Source organism: Burkholderia sp. Bp9090, assembly GCF_003857985.1.
Lineage (GTDB): Bacteria > Pseudomonadota > Gammaproteobacteria > Burkholderiales > Burkholderiaceae > Burkholderia.
This window is the reverse complement of record NZ_QTPV01000004.1, coordinates 78,291-92,030: the sequence shown is the minus strand read 5'-3', so window position 1 is coordinate 92,030 and position 13,740 is coordinate 78,291. Positions and strand designations below refer to the sequence as shown.

Annotated in this window: 12 protein-coding genes; 7 read left to right on the top strand and 5 right to left on the bottom strand. The window is 65.1% G+C overall.

What is annotated here, in order from left to right; all coding sequences use genetic code 11:
* Positions 1-164 precede the first annotated feature (164 nt).
* Positions 165-1,340: an acyltransferase gene (locus DIE16_RS05535; protein WP_124891996.1), complete on the bottom strand. Its 1,176-nt coding sequence runs from the start codon at positions 1,338-1,340 to the stop codon at positions 165-167.
* A gap of 213 nt (positions 1,341-1,553) precedes the next feature.
* Here DIE16_RS05535 and DIE16_RS36520 point away from each other — a divergent pair, with 213 nt between their 5' ends.
* The gene (locus DIE16_RS36520; RefSeq protein WP_006479318.1) at positions 1,554-1,697 is read left to right on the top strand and encodes a hypothetical protein; all 144 of its coding nucleotides are present in this window, start codon (positions 1,554-1,556) and stop codon (positions 1,695-1,697) included.
* 228 nt (positions 1,698-1,925) lie between these two features.
* On the top strand, positions 1,926-2,813 hold the full coding sequence (galU, locus tag DIE16_RS05530) for a UTP--glucose-1-phosphate uridylyltransferase GalU (RefSeq protein WP_124486375.1): 888 nt from the start codon (positions 1,926-1,928) through the stop codon (positions 2,811-2,813).
* A 175-nt stretch (positions 2,814-2,988) separates the two neighbouring features.
* On the opposite strand, the gene DIE16_RS05525 is transcribed toward galU, so the two are convergent.
* Positions 2,989-4,107, bottom strand: a complete 1,119-nt coding sequence (locus tag DIE16_RS05525) for an acyltransferase (protein WP_124891995.1) — start codon at positions 4,105-4,107, stop codon at positions 2,989-2,991.
* Between the two features lie 268 nt (positions 4,108-4,375).
* Between DIE16_RS05525 and DIE16_RS05515 the strand changes: the two genes are divergently transcribed.
* Both DIE16_RS05515 and DIE16_RS05510 read left to right on the top strand, forming a co-directional pair.
* Complete coding sequence (locus DIE16_RS05515) at positions 4,376-4,825, top strand: HU family DNA-binding protein (RefSeq protein WP_011548077.1); 450 nt, start codon at positions 4,376-4,378, stop codon at positions 4,823-4,825.
* Positions 4,826-5,084: 259 nt separating this feature from the next.
* Positions 5,085-5,309 (top strand): hypothetical protein, encoded by a 225-nt coding sequence (locus DIE16_RS05510; protein WP_185735395.1) that lies wholly within the window; start codon positions 5,085-5,087, stop codon positions 5,307-5,309.
* A 140-nt stretch (positions 5,310-5,449) separates the two neighbouring features.
* On the opposite strand, the gene DIE16_RS05505 is transcribed toward DIE16_RS05510, so the two are convergent.
* From DIE16_RS05505 to DIE16_RS05495, 3 genes are all read right to left on the bottom strand, one after another.
* Complete coding sequence (locus DIE16_RS05505; protein WP_124521363.1) at positions 5,450-5,923, bottom strand: VOC family protein; 474 nt, start codon at positions 5,921-5,923, stop codon at positions 5,450-5,452.
* A gap of 475 nt (positions 5,924-6,398) precedes the next feature.
* The gene (locus DIE16_RS05500) at positions 6,399-7,559 is read right to left on the bottom strand and encodes a porin (RefSeq protein WP_124891994.1); all 1,161 of its coding nucleotides are present in this window, start codon (positions 7,557-7,559) and stop codon (positions 6,399-6,401) included.
* A 421-nt stretch (positions 7,560-7,980) separates the two neighbouring features.
* On the bottom strand, positions 7,981-8,913 hold the full coding sequence (locus DIE16_RS05495; RefSeq protein ID WP_124486372.1) for a YihY/virulence factor BrkB family protein: 933 nt from the start codon (positions 8,911-8,913) through the stop codon (positions 7,981-7,983).
* 139 nt (positions 8,914-9,052) lie between these two features.
* Between DIE16_RS05495 and fdnG the strand changes: the two genes are divergently transcribed.
* From fdnG to DIE16_RS05475, 3 genes are read left to right on the top strand one after another with little or no spacing between them, the layout of a single operon-like run.
* On the top strand, positions 9,053-12,124 hold the full coding sequence (gene fdnG, locus DIE16_RS05485) for a formate dehydrogenase-N subunit alpha (RefSeq protein WP_148093142.1): 3,072 nt from the start codon (positions 9,053-9,055) through the stop codon (positions 12,122-12,124).
* A gap of 10 nt (positions 12,125-12,134) precedes the next feature.
* Positions 12,135-13,049 (top strand): formate dehydrogenase subunit beta, encoded by a 915-nt coding sequence (fdxH, locus tag DIE16_RS05480; protein ID WP_124521371.1) that lies wholly within the window; start codon positions 12,135-12,137, stop codon positions 13,047-13,049.
* A complete protein-coding gene (locus tag DIE16_RS05475) occupies positions 13,046-13,672 on the top strand; it encodes a formate dehydrogenase subunit gamma (RefSeq protein ID WP_124486369.1) in 627 nt (208 codons plus the stop codon). The genes fdxH and DIE16_RS05475 overlap by 4 nt, the downstream gene beginning before the upstream one ends.
* Positions 13,673-13,740 lie beyond the last annotated feature (68 nt).

Here is a 13,740-nt window from a genome sequence, read left to right as displayed (position 1 = left end):
GTGCAGCCGCCCAGGCGGCGCATGACGCCGCGGCTTGCGTACTTCGGTACGTCGTGCCCGCCGCGTCGCGACGCGCAAATGCATCCTCGCGCCGTCCTGCCCGTAAAAAAGCCCTCGCCCAGCCTGACGCCGGGCGGGGGCCGCGAGCGCGCCAACGGCGCCGTTCAGGCGGCCCGTTCGGGGGCCGGTGCGACGACGCGGGCGGTGCGGGTCGGCTTCAGGCTGGCCGCCCACATCATCGCCGGGCGTTCGAACAGCCGGTAGAACACGTAGGCGACCGGAATCGCGGCGGCCATGAACGCGATCGACGGCCAGATCGACAGTTGCAGTTCGGAGTGGAACAGCACCGAGCCGAGGCAGACGAACAGCGGCAGATGGATCAGGTACAGCGAGTAGCTGAAGTCGCCGAACCAGCCGAGCACGCGCAGCAGCGGCGTCGGGCGCGGCGGGCAGGCGAGCGCGCGGTACAGGAAGCACGCGAAGCCGGCCGCCCACAGCTGGAACGCGCCGTACTGGCCGAAATGGAACGCGCCGCAGCCCGCGGCCAGCAGCACGGCCGCCGCGAGGTACCACGCGCGCGACGGCACGGCGGCCGTGCCGCGCACCGGCTGCGCGCGCACGTCGGCGATCCACGCGCCGACGGTCCAGGACAGCCAGTACGACGTGAAGAACTGCAGGTCGTGCCGTTCGAGCAGCCACGCCGACGCGACGTTGACGAGCGCGACGGCCGCGACGATGGCCGGCATGCCGATGCGCCGGCGCAGCGCGAACAGCAGCGGGTAGATCGCGTAGAACTGCACTTCGAGCGACAGCGTCCACAGCGCGCCGTTCGACCCGTACGTGTAGCCGGCGACGCCTTGCAGCGAGAACAGGTTCACGAGGAACGAGGTGATGCCGACGTCGCGGATCTTGTGGCTGACCGGCGCGATCTGCAGGCTGACCGCGTCCATCGCGAGCGTGAACAGCAGCGCGGCGAGCAGCACCGGGTAGATGCGCGCGAAGCGGCGCGCCCAGAAGTTCGGCGCGTCGAGCCGGTACGCGGGGTTGGCCGCGAGCTTGAGCGCTGCATTGCGGTGGATGCAGTAGCCGCTGATCACAAAGAAGATCGGCACGCCGGCGGAGCCCCATGCGAACGGGAAGGTCAGGTAGCCGACGATCGCGCTCGGGTTCAGCGCATGACCGTAAGCGTGATGGAAGCTCTGCATGCCGACCCAGACGACCTGGCGGCAGTGAAAATAGGCGACGAGCAGCGCCGCGAACCCGCGCATCGCGTCGATCACGTGTTCCTTGTGGTCGGCGACGGGCGGCGCAGCCAAAGACGATCCGCTGAAAGCTTGCATGCGATTCGATTCCTTGCGACGGATGAAGGGGATGGTCCAATCGTAATGCGCAAGAATTCGCTCGAATGAATAAAAAAATCGCGCCGGGAAATAGTGGTATTTCAGATGGTGGTGTTATTCCGGTCTGAAAGCGGTTTCGCCGACGCCACAATTATTTGCCGATTTTTTTCTGATAGTTTGAAGCTCCAGTTGATTGATGCAAGGAGCGGCAAGATGGACATGCATTGGATCGCGAGCGCGGCAGTACTGCTGGTCATGGCCGTGCTGTCGGCGTACCGCGAGGCGCTGAAGAACGAGCCGATTCGCCCGGGTCTCGAGCGGGGCGGCGTCCCGTATATCGAGGAATTCGAATCGTAAGAATTTGTATCCGGAAAATCGGTAATTTGTTTCTGTATCGGCGCCGGGTTCGGCAATATCGACCGGATGCGCAGATTATCTCTTTTCCGGAAACATGGGCAATCGGTCCATATCGAAAATGAGCGGAGTGGAATTGGCCGTGCCGCCGGTTCTCGATATGCCGTTCGGAAAACAATCGCGCCGGGTCGTCCAGCGACGCGGCGCAGTCAACGCAATCAGGATGCGAACATGTTGAAAGTCACCAAGGCCGTGTTCCCCGTCGCCGGTCTCGGCACGCGGTTCCTCCCGGCAACGAAGGCGAGCCCGAAGGAAATGCTGCCCGTCGTCGACAAGCCACTGATCCAGTACGCGGTCGAGGAAGCGATCAACGCCGGTATCACCGAGATGATCTTCGTGACCGGGCGCAGCAAGCGCGCGATCGAGGATCACTTCGACAAGTCGTACGAGATCGAGGCCGAACTCGAGGCGCGCGGCAAGGAAAAGCTGCTCGAACTCGTGCGCGGCATCAAGCCGAGCCACGTGAACTGCTTCTACGTGCGCCAGCCGGAAGCACTCGGCCTCGGCCATGCGGTGCTGTGCGCGGAGAAGCTCGTGCACGGCGAGCCGTTCGCGGTGATTCTCGCCGACGACCTGCTGCATGGCGAACAGCCGGTGCTCAAGCAGCTCGTCGACGTGTTCGACCACTATCACAGCTCGGTGATCGGGGTCGAGACGATTCCGCGCGAGGACAGCCGCTCGTACGGCGTCATCGAAGGCCGCGAGTGGGAAGAGGACATCATCAAGCTGTCGGGCATCATCGAGAAGCCGGCGCCGGAAGACGCGCCGTCGAACCTCGGCGTGGTCGGCCGCTACGTGTTCATGCCGACGATCTTCGATCACCTGCGCAAGCTCAAGCCGGGCGCGGGCGGCGAACTGCAGCTCACCGACGCCGTCCAGTCGCTGCTCGCGAACGAACAGGTGCTCGCGTATCGCTACTACGGCACGCGTTTCGATTGCGGCAGCAAGATCGGCTACCTCAAGGCGACCGTCGAACTCGCGCTCCAGCATCCGGAAGTGAGCCGCGAATTCGAGGCGTACCTGCGTACCTGCCTGCCCGCGCTGGCTGCTGTCGCATAAGCAGCCGCGCTGTTCCGCTGTTTCAGGTGGTGGTTGTTCCGTTGGCCCCGGCGGCCTTGTGCGCCGGGGCTTTTTTGCGTGCATTCGCTGCGCAGGCGTGGGGCGGCGAGTGATTGGCGGTGCTGAATCCGGGCGGCGTCGAACGGGTGCGTGCGCGACGATTCCGGTGCGCCGCTCAGCGCGGCGACGTGCCCGGCCGTGCGACGAAGTACCGGGCCAGCATCGCGGCGATCGGCTTCTTGAAGTCGAGCAGGCGTTTTTCCAGATAGCGCCACGACAGATGCGCGAGCAGCACGGCGAGTGCGAACTGCAGCAGTTCCGGCAGCACGTCCCGGGCGATTGCGGGCATCGGCACGCGCGCGAACAGCGTGGGCATCTCGCCGAGACGTGCCGGAATCAGGTTGTGGAACAGGTAGAAGCCGTAGCTGATCGTGCCGAGATAGACGAGCGGCGCCCAGTCGAGCAGTGCGACGGCCGGGTGGTCGGGTTCGGTGACGATCCACAGCATCAGCGCGCCGAGCGACGCGGACAGGCCGAGATCCGTGAGCCCCGTGACGACGTCCGGCAGCGTCGTGAGCGCGGGCAGCGCGAGGAAAAGCGCGACGCCGGCGGCGCCGAGCCGGCCGGGCGGAATGCGGCGGACGACGTCCTGGCCGCGATCGGCGAGCGCCATTGCGCCGACGCCGCCCAGCGCGATCAGCGCGAAATTCCACGGGGAAAACGCGTAGATCAGCACCGGCGATGCGTCGAGCGCGTAGAGCGAGAGATGCGCGAGCGCGCACAGCGCGACGGCCGCGACGCCGAGCGTGACGTGGCGCGCGGCCGGCACCGCGAGCAGCGTGAGCGGCGCGATCAGATAGAACTGCTGCTCGACCGCGAGGCTCCAGAAGTGCGACGTGGAGCCCGGCCAGCCGTCCTTGACGACGCCGATCCAGTAGTTCGACAGGAACGTGGCGTGCCACGCGAGCCCGAGATTGACGCCGCGCTGGTAGAACAGCGCGTGCGCGATCGCGAGCGCGGCGAGCAGCAGGTAGTAGACGGGAAAGATCCGCAGCGCGCGCTTCGCGAGGAACAGCGCCAGCGCATGGCGGCGCGTCATCGTGCCGCTCTCGATTGCCTGACGGTTGCGATGCAGTTCGCCGACGATCAGGAATCCGCTGATGAAGAAGAACGTCCACACACCGAGCTTGCCCACGTCGACAGCGAGGACGTGGCCCTTGTGGGACAGGAAAACGAGGATGACGGCGAGGGCTCGCAGGCCGTCGAGTCCTTTGACGTATCTGACTTCGCGCATGAAGGCATCCGGGGCACTGAGCGAGGTCAGTATAGGCGCGCAAATATCGAACGTAATTCGCGTTCGGACGCGTTTCGACGTATACGTGAAGGCGTTTTTCGTTGCTCGAGCGTCGGCGAAGTCGGTCGCGCGCAACAAAACCTGCGGGAAACCCCGCGAAAACGCATAAAAGTACTGCACGAAGCGTCACGGCGCTTGTAGAATCCGGCGTTGAAGCGCGCGCGTTGCACGCTTCGTGTATCCAACGACCACACCTGGTAGGAGAAACATGGCGACTTCCGCAAAAAAGGTGGCCAAGAAGGCTGCCGCACCGGCCACCAAGAAAGTGGCTGCCAAAAAGGCTGCGCCCGCGAAGAAAGTAGTGGCCAAGAAGGCTGTCGCGAAGGCAGCACCGGCCGCTCCGACGCCGCTGAAGGACAAGTTCACGAAGGCATCGCTCGCAACGCACATCGCTGAGCGTGCAGCTGTCGAAGTGAAGGCGGTCAAGGCAGTGCTCGTCGCGCTCGAGAACGTCGTGCTGGGCTCGGTCCACAAGAAGGGCGCAGGCGAGTTCACGCTGCCGGGTCTGCTGAAGATCACGGCGCAAGTCGTGCCGGCGAAGAAGAAGCGCTTCGGCAAGGATCCGTTCACGGGCGAAGAGCGCTGGTTCCCGGCAAAGCCGGCCAGCGTGCGCGTGAAGGCACGTGCGCTGAAGAAGCTGAAGGACGCGGCTGCGTAATGCCGCGTAACGGTCGCCGATTGCAGGTCGGCGGCCGTTGCGATGTCCGACGATCCCCGTACGCGAAAGCGTACGGGGATTTTTATTGCGCCGCGCAAATCGCGCGGCCGCGTCGGCATCGCACAGCGCGGATACGGCATGACGTGACACGCATCCTGTGTCGCGGGCCGCTTGCGCGGATGGCCGGATCGTCGTGTTCGTGCCGGCGCGCGGTCTTGTATCGCTGCGCATTGCACGGGTGTCGCGCGAGTCTCGCGTGATGAACGCAGCGATCGTTCCCGTCGGGATCGCCGACCAGGCGACTGCCGCGTGTGCGGCGATCGAGCGGCATCCCGGCGCGATGCCGCAGGCGATGCATCCGTTCGGATTCGGCTCGGCGTGCGACGGCGGGCCGACACCGCGCGGCGACATCGACCTGCTGGTCACGGTCGGCGCATTCGCGCGCTACGCGCGACGGATCGTCGAAGCGATGCTGTCGACGTAGCGGCTCGCGAGCATGCCGCCGCTCGCGATTGCGTCGCGGCGCGATGCAATCCGGTGGACGATCGCGGTCGTGCGCGAACCGCGCGCGCTGCACGTGCATGCTGCTGCCCGCGCGAAGGGCGCGCAGCGTCCGTGGCTTCGTCAGCCCGCCGTGCCGGCGTATGCGGCCTTCAGCGCGGCGACGTCGAACTTCGTCATCTGCATCATGGCAGCGGCCACGCGCGCCGCCTTGACCTCGTCGCGGTCGGCCATCATCGGAATCAATGCGTCGGGCACGATCTGCCACGAGACGCCGAAGCGGTCACGCAGCCAGCCGCAGCCGTCGGCCGTGCCGCCGTTGTCGAGCAGCGCGCTCCAGTAGCGGTCGAGTTCCGCCTGGTCGGCGCAACTGATCATCAGCGAGATCGCATGGTTGAACGTCTCGGTGCGCGGGTGGCTCATCGCGATGAACGGCTGCCCGAACAGCTCGAACTCGACCATCCGGGTGCCGCTGGTGCCGGCGACCGCCGTGACGCGCACGACGCGCGAGTCCGGGAAAATGCCCGCATAGAAGGCCGCGGCTTCTTCGGCTTCCGTCGCGTACCAGAGGAACGGCGTGATCTTCTGAATCGTCATGGAGCGTCTCCTGTCGGGGGTGTCGGTGAGGAACGGGGCAATCTGCGTGCCGCCATCGATACGACGGACGAAGGCCGTCGAAATCGACACGTCGAAGCATAGTGCTTCGCGTCGCGGTATCGAAATCGGCAGGGTGGACACACATGCGTCCGTTGCGACGCCAGATCCTCCAGGCGCGCGTCAGCAGGAATATGGGAGCGCGGTGGCAGCAGCGCGGCATGCGCCTGACCGGCCGTATGCCACGGTCCGACCGTGCAGGTACCGGATGCCTCCGGACACGCTTCCGGCGCGCGACAGGTGGCCCAGACGCCGCTCCCGGCCGGCCGCCGTACCCACGGTGCCGACCACGGTCGCGGCTCGCCAGGGCGGCGCCGGCAACGGACGAAAAAAAACCAGCCACGGCCGAAACCGGTGACTGGTTTTGCAGTTCGGCGACATGGCGTCGGAGACGCCATGCACACCGGAAACGTACTTCTTAGAACTTGTGGCGAATGCCGAGTGCGACCAGTTCGGCCGAGCTCTTGCCAGCGAAGCCGTACGAAGCGATCGACGCTTGCGCGCTTTGCGTCGTCGTCGCGTCCACGCGCTGGGTGCCGCTCGCGTGCTGGTATGCGCCGACCAGGTAGATGTCCGTGCGCTTCGACAGCGAGTAGTCCGCGCCGATACCGACCTGATGGTACTTCGCGTCCGTATCGCCGCTCGCCTTCGTGTACGAGTAGCCGAGGCCCAGCAGCAGCGGCGGCGTGACCTGGTACGTCACGAACGCGCGGCCCGTGTTGTACTTTTCGGTCGAGCCGAAGCCCGAGAATGCGTCCGGCTTGTACTGTGCGTTGCTGTAGCCGAGGCCGAACGTCACCGGGCCGAGTGCGTACTGGCCTGCGACTTGTGCGATCGCGATCGACTTCGCCGTTGCGTAACCCGAGTTGATCGGGCCGTCGATGATGTTGTCCGAGGTCGTCGAACCCCAGCCGCCGCGTGCAATTGCCGTCGTCGGCGACGGGTTGGCTGCGTAGAAGTAGCCTGCTGCAACGCCGACCGGGCCGTTGTTGTAGGCAGCTGCGACCGACCACGTCTGGCCCGAGCCCGTCTTGCCTGCAACGCCGCCGAGGGCGTACATGCCTTCGACCTGGAAGCCTGCCCAGACCGGCGACGTGTACTTGATTGCGTTGCTGACGCGCAGCGAGTTGTCGTTGTTGTCGACGTCGCCCGGCGTTGCCATCACGCTACCGAAGTAGTTGTCAGCCGTGACTGCCTGGACCAGGTCGACCAGCGGGTCGTACTGGCGGCCGAGCGTCAGCGTACCGTACTGGGCGCTCTCGAGGCCGACGTATGCCTGACGACCGAACATGCGACCGCCCTGGTTCAGGTGGCCCGTGCCCGGATCAAAACCGTTTTCCAACTGGAAGATCGCCTTCAGGCCACCGCCGAGGTCTTCAGCACCTTTCAGGCCCCAACGGCTGCCTTGCAGGTTGCCCGACAGCATTTGCCACGAGTTGTTGGCTTGGCCGTCGTTGCCGTGGACCCATGCGATCGACGTATCGATCACGCCGTACAGCGTCACGCTCGACTGAGCGTGAGCAGCGCCAGCGGCGCCCAGCAGGGCGAGCGAGAGGGTCGAGAGTGCGAGTTTCTTCATCGTTGAGTATCTCCACGCAAATGATTCGTCATTCATTATTTGTTGCGGATTGGAGAATAGCTCAGTGCCATCCCTGCAAGAAAGCTTAAAAAATAAAGTGTCTCGAAAAGGTAACAGCGAGAAAAAGTCTATATATATCAAGCACATCAAGGACTGTTCCTCTTTTTGAAATAGTTGACAATTGCTGCGCCGCGATTGTTGCAGCGGTTGGTGCGTTCGGCGGCGGAGGGGCGGGTTTGGCCGGTTGGCGCACGGAAATTGACGCGTGCAAACGTTTGCTGTTGCAGGCTGCATCGCGCGCTGATGCAAAGAGCGCATCAACGCGCGGTGGCCGGGTGGGTTGCGCAAGCGAAGGCAGTCGCGTAGGGCGACGATGCGGCGCGCGCGACGCGCGGCCGCGCGGGAAAAAATACGTGGGGATTCAGTTGCCGCCTGAGCGATCGGCGGCGCGATCCGTCGGCGCGGCCGCGGCCGGGACGTTGCCGTTGCGGCGATGCGCATCGCCGCGCGCGGCCGCGAATTCCGCGCCGAGCAGCAGCACGGCCGCCGAGAAGTACAGCCACATCAGCAGGACCGCGAACGATCCGGCCGCGCCGAACGCACTGGCCGTGCCCGCGTGCGCGAGATACAGCGCGAACAGCTTCTTGCCGCCGGAGAACAGGATCGCGGACACGATCCCGCCGATCGTCGCGTCGTGCCATGCGACGCGCGCATCGGGCAGGAACTTCATCAGCGCGGCGAACGCGCCCGCGAGCACCGCGATGCCGACGAAGAACTGCAACAGGTTGGTGATCGCGACATACGGTGAATCGCCGAGCAGCCAGGTGCCGATGAACGTGATCGCGGTATCGAGCACGAGCGACACGATCAGCAGGAACGCGACGCCGAGCACGAGCCCGAACGAAATGAGCCGCACGCGCACGAGCCCGAGCATGCTCGACCAGCGGCTTTCCGTACTCGGCCAGATCACGGAAAGCGCGGTGTTCAGCGACGCGAACGTCGCCGACGCGCCGATCGCGAGCGCGGCGAACGAGATCAGCGTCGCGATGCCGCCGCGCTGGCCCGCGCGATGCGCGTTCTGCACGATCGTCTGGATGCTGGCCGCCGCATCGTCGCCGATCAGCTGGTGGGCCTGCTCGAACACCTGGCCGCGTGCGGCATCGTCGCCGTAGAACCAGCCGGCCACGGCGATCACCATCACGAGCGTCGGCGCGAGCGAGAACGCCGAGAAGAACGCGATGCTCGCGGCCATCGCCGAGCAGCGGTCGGAGGAGAAGCGCCTGAACGCGTTGAGTGCCCAGTTGGCCTGTTGTTGCGCGAGGCGGGTCGCCTCGGACGTGATCTGTCGTTTCATGACGGTTCGGTTGTGCGTTGAACGCAGGACATCGGTGGATCGGCAAATCGGTATTGATCCGACGAATCGATCATAGTTGCCTGAACTGTCTATAATTCCTTTCAGTTTCACCCCACCCCACAAAAACGCCGAGACCATCATGCTACAAATGTCCCGGCGCCAGTTCCTGAAGGTGACGGCCACGTCGCTTGCCGGATCGAGTCTTGCCCTGCTGGGCTTTTCTCCGACGGAAGCGCTCGCCGAGGTCCGACAGTACAAGCTGGCGCGCACAGTCGAAACGCGCAACACCTGTCCTTATTGTTCAGTGGGTTGCGGCATCCTGATGTACAGCCTCGGTGACGGCGCGAAGAATGCGCAGCCGAGCATCATCCATATCGAAGGCGATCCCGACCATCCCGTCAATCGCGGCACGCTGTGCCCGAAGGGTGCGAGCCTGATCGATTTCATCCACAGCCCGAACCGCCTGACGCACCCCGAGTATCGTGCGCCCGGCTCGGACAAGTGGGAACCCATCTCTTGGAACGACGCGCTCGACCGGATCGCGAAGCTGATGAAGGCCGACCGCGACGCGAACTTCGTCGAGACGGCGGAAGACGGCGCGAAGGTCAACCGCTGGCTGACCACCGGCATGCTGGCCGCATCGGCGGGCAGCAACGAAGTCGGTTATCTCACGCACAAGACTGTCCGCAGTCTGGGGATGCTCGCATTCGACAATCAGGCGCGTGTCTGACATGGCCCGACGGTGGCAGGTCTTGCCCCGACGTTTGGCCGTGGAGCGATGACGAACCATTGGGTCGACATCAAGAACGCGGACGTGATTCTCGTGATGGGCGGCAATGCAGCCGAGGCCCATCCGTGCGGTTTCAAGTGGGTAACGGAGGCGAAGGCGCACCGCAAGGCGCGGCTGATCGTCGTCGACCCGCGCTTCACGCGTACGGCCTCGGTGGCCGACTACTACGCGCCGATCCGCACCGGCACCGACATCGTCTTCCTGGGCGGTGTGATCAACTATCTGCTGACGAACGACAAGATCCAGCATGAGTACGTGAAGAACTACACGGACTTCTCGTTCATCGTGCGCGAGGATTTCGCGTTCAACGACGGCATCTATTCCGGCTACGACGCCGAGAAGCACGCGTATCCGGACAAATCGAGCTGGGACTACGAGCGGGGCGACGACGGCTTCGCGAAGGTCGACCCGACGCTGCAGCATCCGCGCTGCGTCTACAACCTGCTGAAGCAGCACTACGCGCGCTATACGCCGGACATGGTCCAGCAGACCTGCGGCACGCCGAAGGAGAAATTCCTGAAGGTGTGCGAGATGCTCGCGACGACGGCCGTGCCAGGCCGCGCCGGCACGATCCTGTACGCGCTCGGCTGGACGCACCATTCGGTCGGTGCGCAGATGATCCGCACCGGCGCGATGGTGCAGCTGCTGCTCGGCAACATCGGCATCGCCGGCGGCGGGATGAACGCGCTGCGCGGCCACTCGAACATCCAGGGCTTGACCGACCTCGGGCTGATGTCGAACCTGCTGCCGGGCTACATGACGCTGCCGATGCAGGCCGAGCAGGATTTCGACGCCTACATCAAGAAGCGCGTGCAGCTGCCGCTGCGGCCGAACCAGCTGAGCTACTGGAAGAACTACAAGGCGTTCCACGTCAGCTTCATGAAGTCGTGGTGGGGCGACGCCGCGACCGCCGAGAACAACTGGGCCTACGACTACCTGCCGAAGCTCGACAAGCAGTACGACCTGCTGCAGGCGATCGAGCTGATGAATGCCGGCAAGATGAACGGCTACATCTGCCAGGGCTTCAACCCGCTCGCGGCGGCGCCGTCGAAGGTGAAGACGGCGGCCGGCCTCGCGAAGCTGAAGTGGCTCGTGATCATGGATCCGCTCGCGACCGAGACGTCCGAGTTCTGGAAGCATCACGGCGACTACAACGACGTCGATGCGTCGAAGATCCAGACCGAGGTGTTCCGGCTGCCGACCACGTGCTTCGCGGAGGAAAACGGCTCGCTCGTCAGTTCGAGCCGCGTGCTGCAATGGCACTGGAAGGGCGCGGAGCCGCCGGGCGAGGCGAAGAGCGACCTCGAGATCATGGCGGGGCTGTTCCTGCGCATGCGCAAGATGTACCAGACGGACGGCGGCAAGTATCCGGACCCGATCGTGAACCTGACCTGGCCGTACGCGAACCCGGAAAGCCCGACGCCCGAAGAGCTCGCGATGGAGTTCAACGGCCGTGCGCTCGCCGACCTGCCCGACCCGAAGGATCCGGCCAAGACGCTCGTGAAGAAGGGCGAGCAGCTCGCCGCGTTCGCGCAGCTGAAGGACGACGGCACGACCGCGAGCGGCTGCTGGATCTTCTGCGGCGCCTGGACGCAGGCCGGCAACCAGATGGGGCGGCGCGACAACTCGGACCCGACCGGCATCGGCCAGACGCTGAACTGGGCGTGGGCCTGGCCGGCCAACCGGCGGATCCTGTACAACCGCGCATCGTGCGACGTCGCCGGCAAGCCGTTCGACCCGACCCGCAAGCTGATCGGCTGGAACGGCAGCGCGTGGAAGGGCCCCGACATTCCGGACTTCAAGGCGGACGAACCGCCCGAGAACGGGATGGGGCCGTTCATCATGAACCCGGAAGGCGTCGCGCGCTTCTTCGCCCGCGCGGGGATGAACGAAGGTCCGTTCCCCGAGCACTACGAGCCGTTCGAGACGCCGCTCGCGGCGAACCCGCTGCACCCTGACAACCCGCAGGCGCTGAACAACCCGGCCGCCCGCGTGTTCCCGGACGACCGCGCGTCGTTCGGCAAGGCATCGGAGTTCCCGCACGTCGCGACGACGTACCGGCTGACCGAGCATTTCCACTACTGGACCAAGCATGCGCGGCTGAACTCGATCATCCAGCCCGAGCAATTCGTCGAGATCGGCGAAGACCTCGCGAAGGAAGTCGGCGTCGCGCACGGCGATCGCGTGAAGGTGTCGTCCAAGCGCGGCTACATCGTCGCGGTCGCGCTCGTCACGAAGCGGATCAAGCCGCTGACGATCGAGGGCAAGAAGGTCCAGACGGTCGGCGTCCCGTTGCACTGGGGCTTCAAGGGTCTGACGAAGCCCGGCTATCTCGCCAATACCCTGACTCCGTCCGTAGGCGACGGCAACTCGTACACACCGGAATTCAAGTCGTTCCTGGTGAAGGTCGAAAAGGCGTAAGGGGGAAGAGATGGCATTGCAATCGCTGGATATCAAGCGCGTCTCGGCCACCACGACGCCGCCGCCCACGGCGCGCGAACCGGTGACCGGGAGCGTCGCGAAGCTGATCGACGTATCGAAATGCATCGGCTGCAAGGCATGCCAGACGGCATGCATGGAGTGGAACGACCTGCGCGACGAGGTCGGCACCAACGTCGGCGTGTACGACAACCCGGCCGACCTGTCGGAGCACTCGTGGACGGTGATGCGCTTCGCCGAATACGAGAACCCGGCGGGCGACCTCGAGTGGCTGATCCGCAAGGACGGCTGCATGCACTGCGAGGATCCGGGCTGCCTGAAGGCGTGTCCGTCGCCGGGCGCGATCGTGCAGTACAACAACGGGATCGTCGATTTCCACGAGGAGAACTGCATCGGCTGCGGCTATTGCGTGACCGGCTGCCCGTTCAACGTGCCGCGGATCTCGAAGAAGGATCATCGCGCGTACAAGTGCACGCTCTGTTCCGACCGCGTCGCGGTCGGCCAGGAGCCGGCCTGCGTGAAGACCTGCCCGACCGGCGCGATCGTGTTCGGCACCAAGGAGGACATGAAGCAGCACGCGGCCGAGCGGATCGAGGACCTGAAGGAGCGCGGCTTCGAGCATGCGGGGCTGTACGACCCGCAGGGCGTCGGCGGCACGCACGTGATGTACGTGCTGCACCACGCCGACAAACCGTCGCTGTACCACGGGCTGCCCGACAATCCGTCGATCAGCCCGATGGTGAAGCTGTGGAAGGGCATCGCGAAGCCGCTCGCGGTCGCCGGCCTCGCGCTGACCGCGCTGGCCGGGTTCTTCCACTACACCCGGGTCGGTCCGAACGAGGTCAGCGAGGAAGAGGAAGCCGCCGCCCGCGACGAGGCGCGACGCATCAAGGAGGACGCAAAATGAAGCACGACGACCCCAACCTGATCGTCCGCTACACGCCGAACGAGCGCACGAACCACTGGATCACCGCGATCACGTTCGTGCTGCTCGCGCTGTCCGGGCTCGCGCTGTTCCATCCGTCGATGTTCTGGCTCACCGCGCTGTTCGGCGGCGGCCAGTGGACGCGGATCCTGCATCCGTTCGTCGGTCTCGTGATGTTCGTGTCGTTCGCGATTCTCGTGGTGCGCTTCTGGCATCACAACACGCTCGACGCGGACGACCGCCAATGGCTGAAGCAGATCGGCGACGTGCTGACCAACCAGGAAGACAGGCTGCCGCCCGTCGGGCGCTATAACGCCGGACAGAAGCTGCTATTCTTCACGTTGGTGGCGTGCCTGCTGCTGCTCCTGCTGTCGGGGATCGTGATCTGGCGGCGCTACTTCTCGTTCTACTTCCCGATCGGGGTGATCCGCGCGGCCGCCGTCGTGCATGCCGTGGCGGCCTTCGTGCTGATCGCGAGCATCATCGTGCACATTTACGCGGCGTTGTGGGTGAAGGGCTCGATCGGGGCGATGGTGCGCGGCACCGTCACGCTGGGCTGGGCCCGCAAGCATCACCCGAAGTGGTTCCGTGAAAGCGTGAAATAACGCACTGGAGCGGGGCGGCTCGCCGATCGCGGCGGGCCGTTCCGTCAGCCGTCGGAACCGCCTGAAGC

What these genes read in the sequence shown, in the direction of transcription:
- DIE16_RS05505 (WP_124521363.1), bottom strand. Translation starts at nt 5,923, where the DNA reads ATGACGATTCAGAAGATCACGCCGTTCCTCTGGTACGCGACGGAAGCC.
- DIE16_RS05495 (WP_124486372.1), bottom strand. Translation starts at nt 8,913, where the DNA reads ATGAAACGACAGATCACGTCCGAGGCGACCCGCCTCGCGCAACAACAG.
- DIE16_RS05535 (WP_124891996.1), bottom strand. Translation starts at nt 1,340, where the DNA reads ATGCAAGCTTTCAGCGGATCGTCTTTGGCTGCGCCGCCCGTCGCCGAC.
- fdxH (WP_124521371.1), top strand. Translation starts at nt 12,135, where the DNA reads ATGGCATTGCAATCGCTGGATATCAAGCGCGTCTCGGCCACCACGACG.
- DIE16_RS05500 (WP_124891994.1), bottom strand. Translation starts at nt 7,559, where the DNA reads ATGAAGAAACTCGCACTCTCGACCCTCTCGCTCGCCCTGCTGGGCGCC.
- galU (WP_124486375.1), top strand. Translation starts at nt 1,926, where the DNA reads ATGTTGAAAGTCACCAAGGCCGTGTTCCCCGTCGCCGGTCTCGGCACG.
- DIE16_RS05515 (WP_011548077.1), top strand. Translation starts at nt 4,376, where the DNA reads ATGGCGACTTCCGCAAAAAAGGTGGCCAAGAAGGCTGCCGCACCGGCC.
- DIE16_RS05510 (WP_185735395.1), top strand. Translation starts at nt 5,085, where the DNA reads ATGAACGCAGCGATCGTTCCCGTCGGGATCGCCGACCAGGCGACTGCC.
- DIE16_RS05475 (WP_124486369.1), top strand. Translation starts at nt 13,046, where the DNA reads ATGAAGCACGACGACCCCAACCTGATCGTCCGCTACACGCCGAACGAG.
- DIE16_RS05525 (WP_124891995.1), bottom strand. Translation starts at nt 4,107, where the DNA reads ATGCGCGAAGTCAGATACGTCAAAGGACTCGACGGCCTGCGAGCCCTC.
- DIE16_RS36520 (WP_006479318.1), top strand. Translation starts at nt 1,554, where the DNA reads ATGGACATGCATTGGATCGCGAGCGCGGCAGTACTGCTGGTCATGGCC.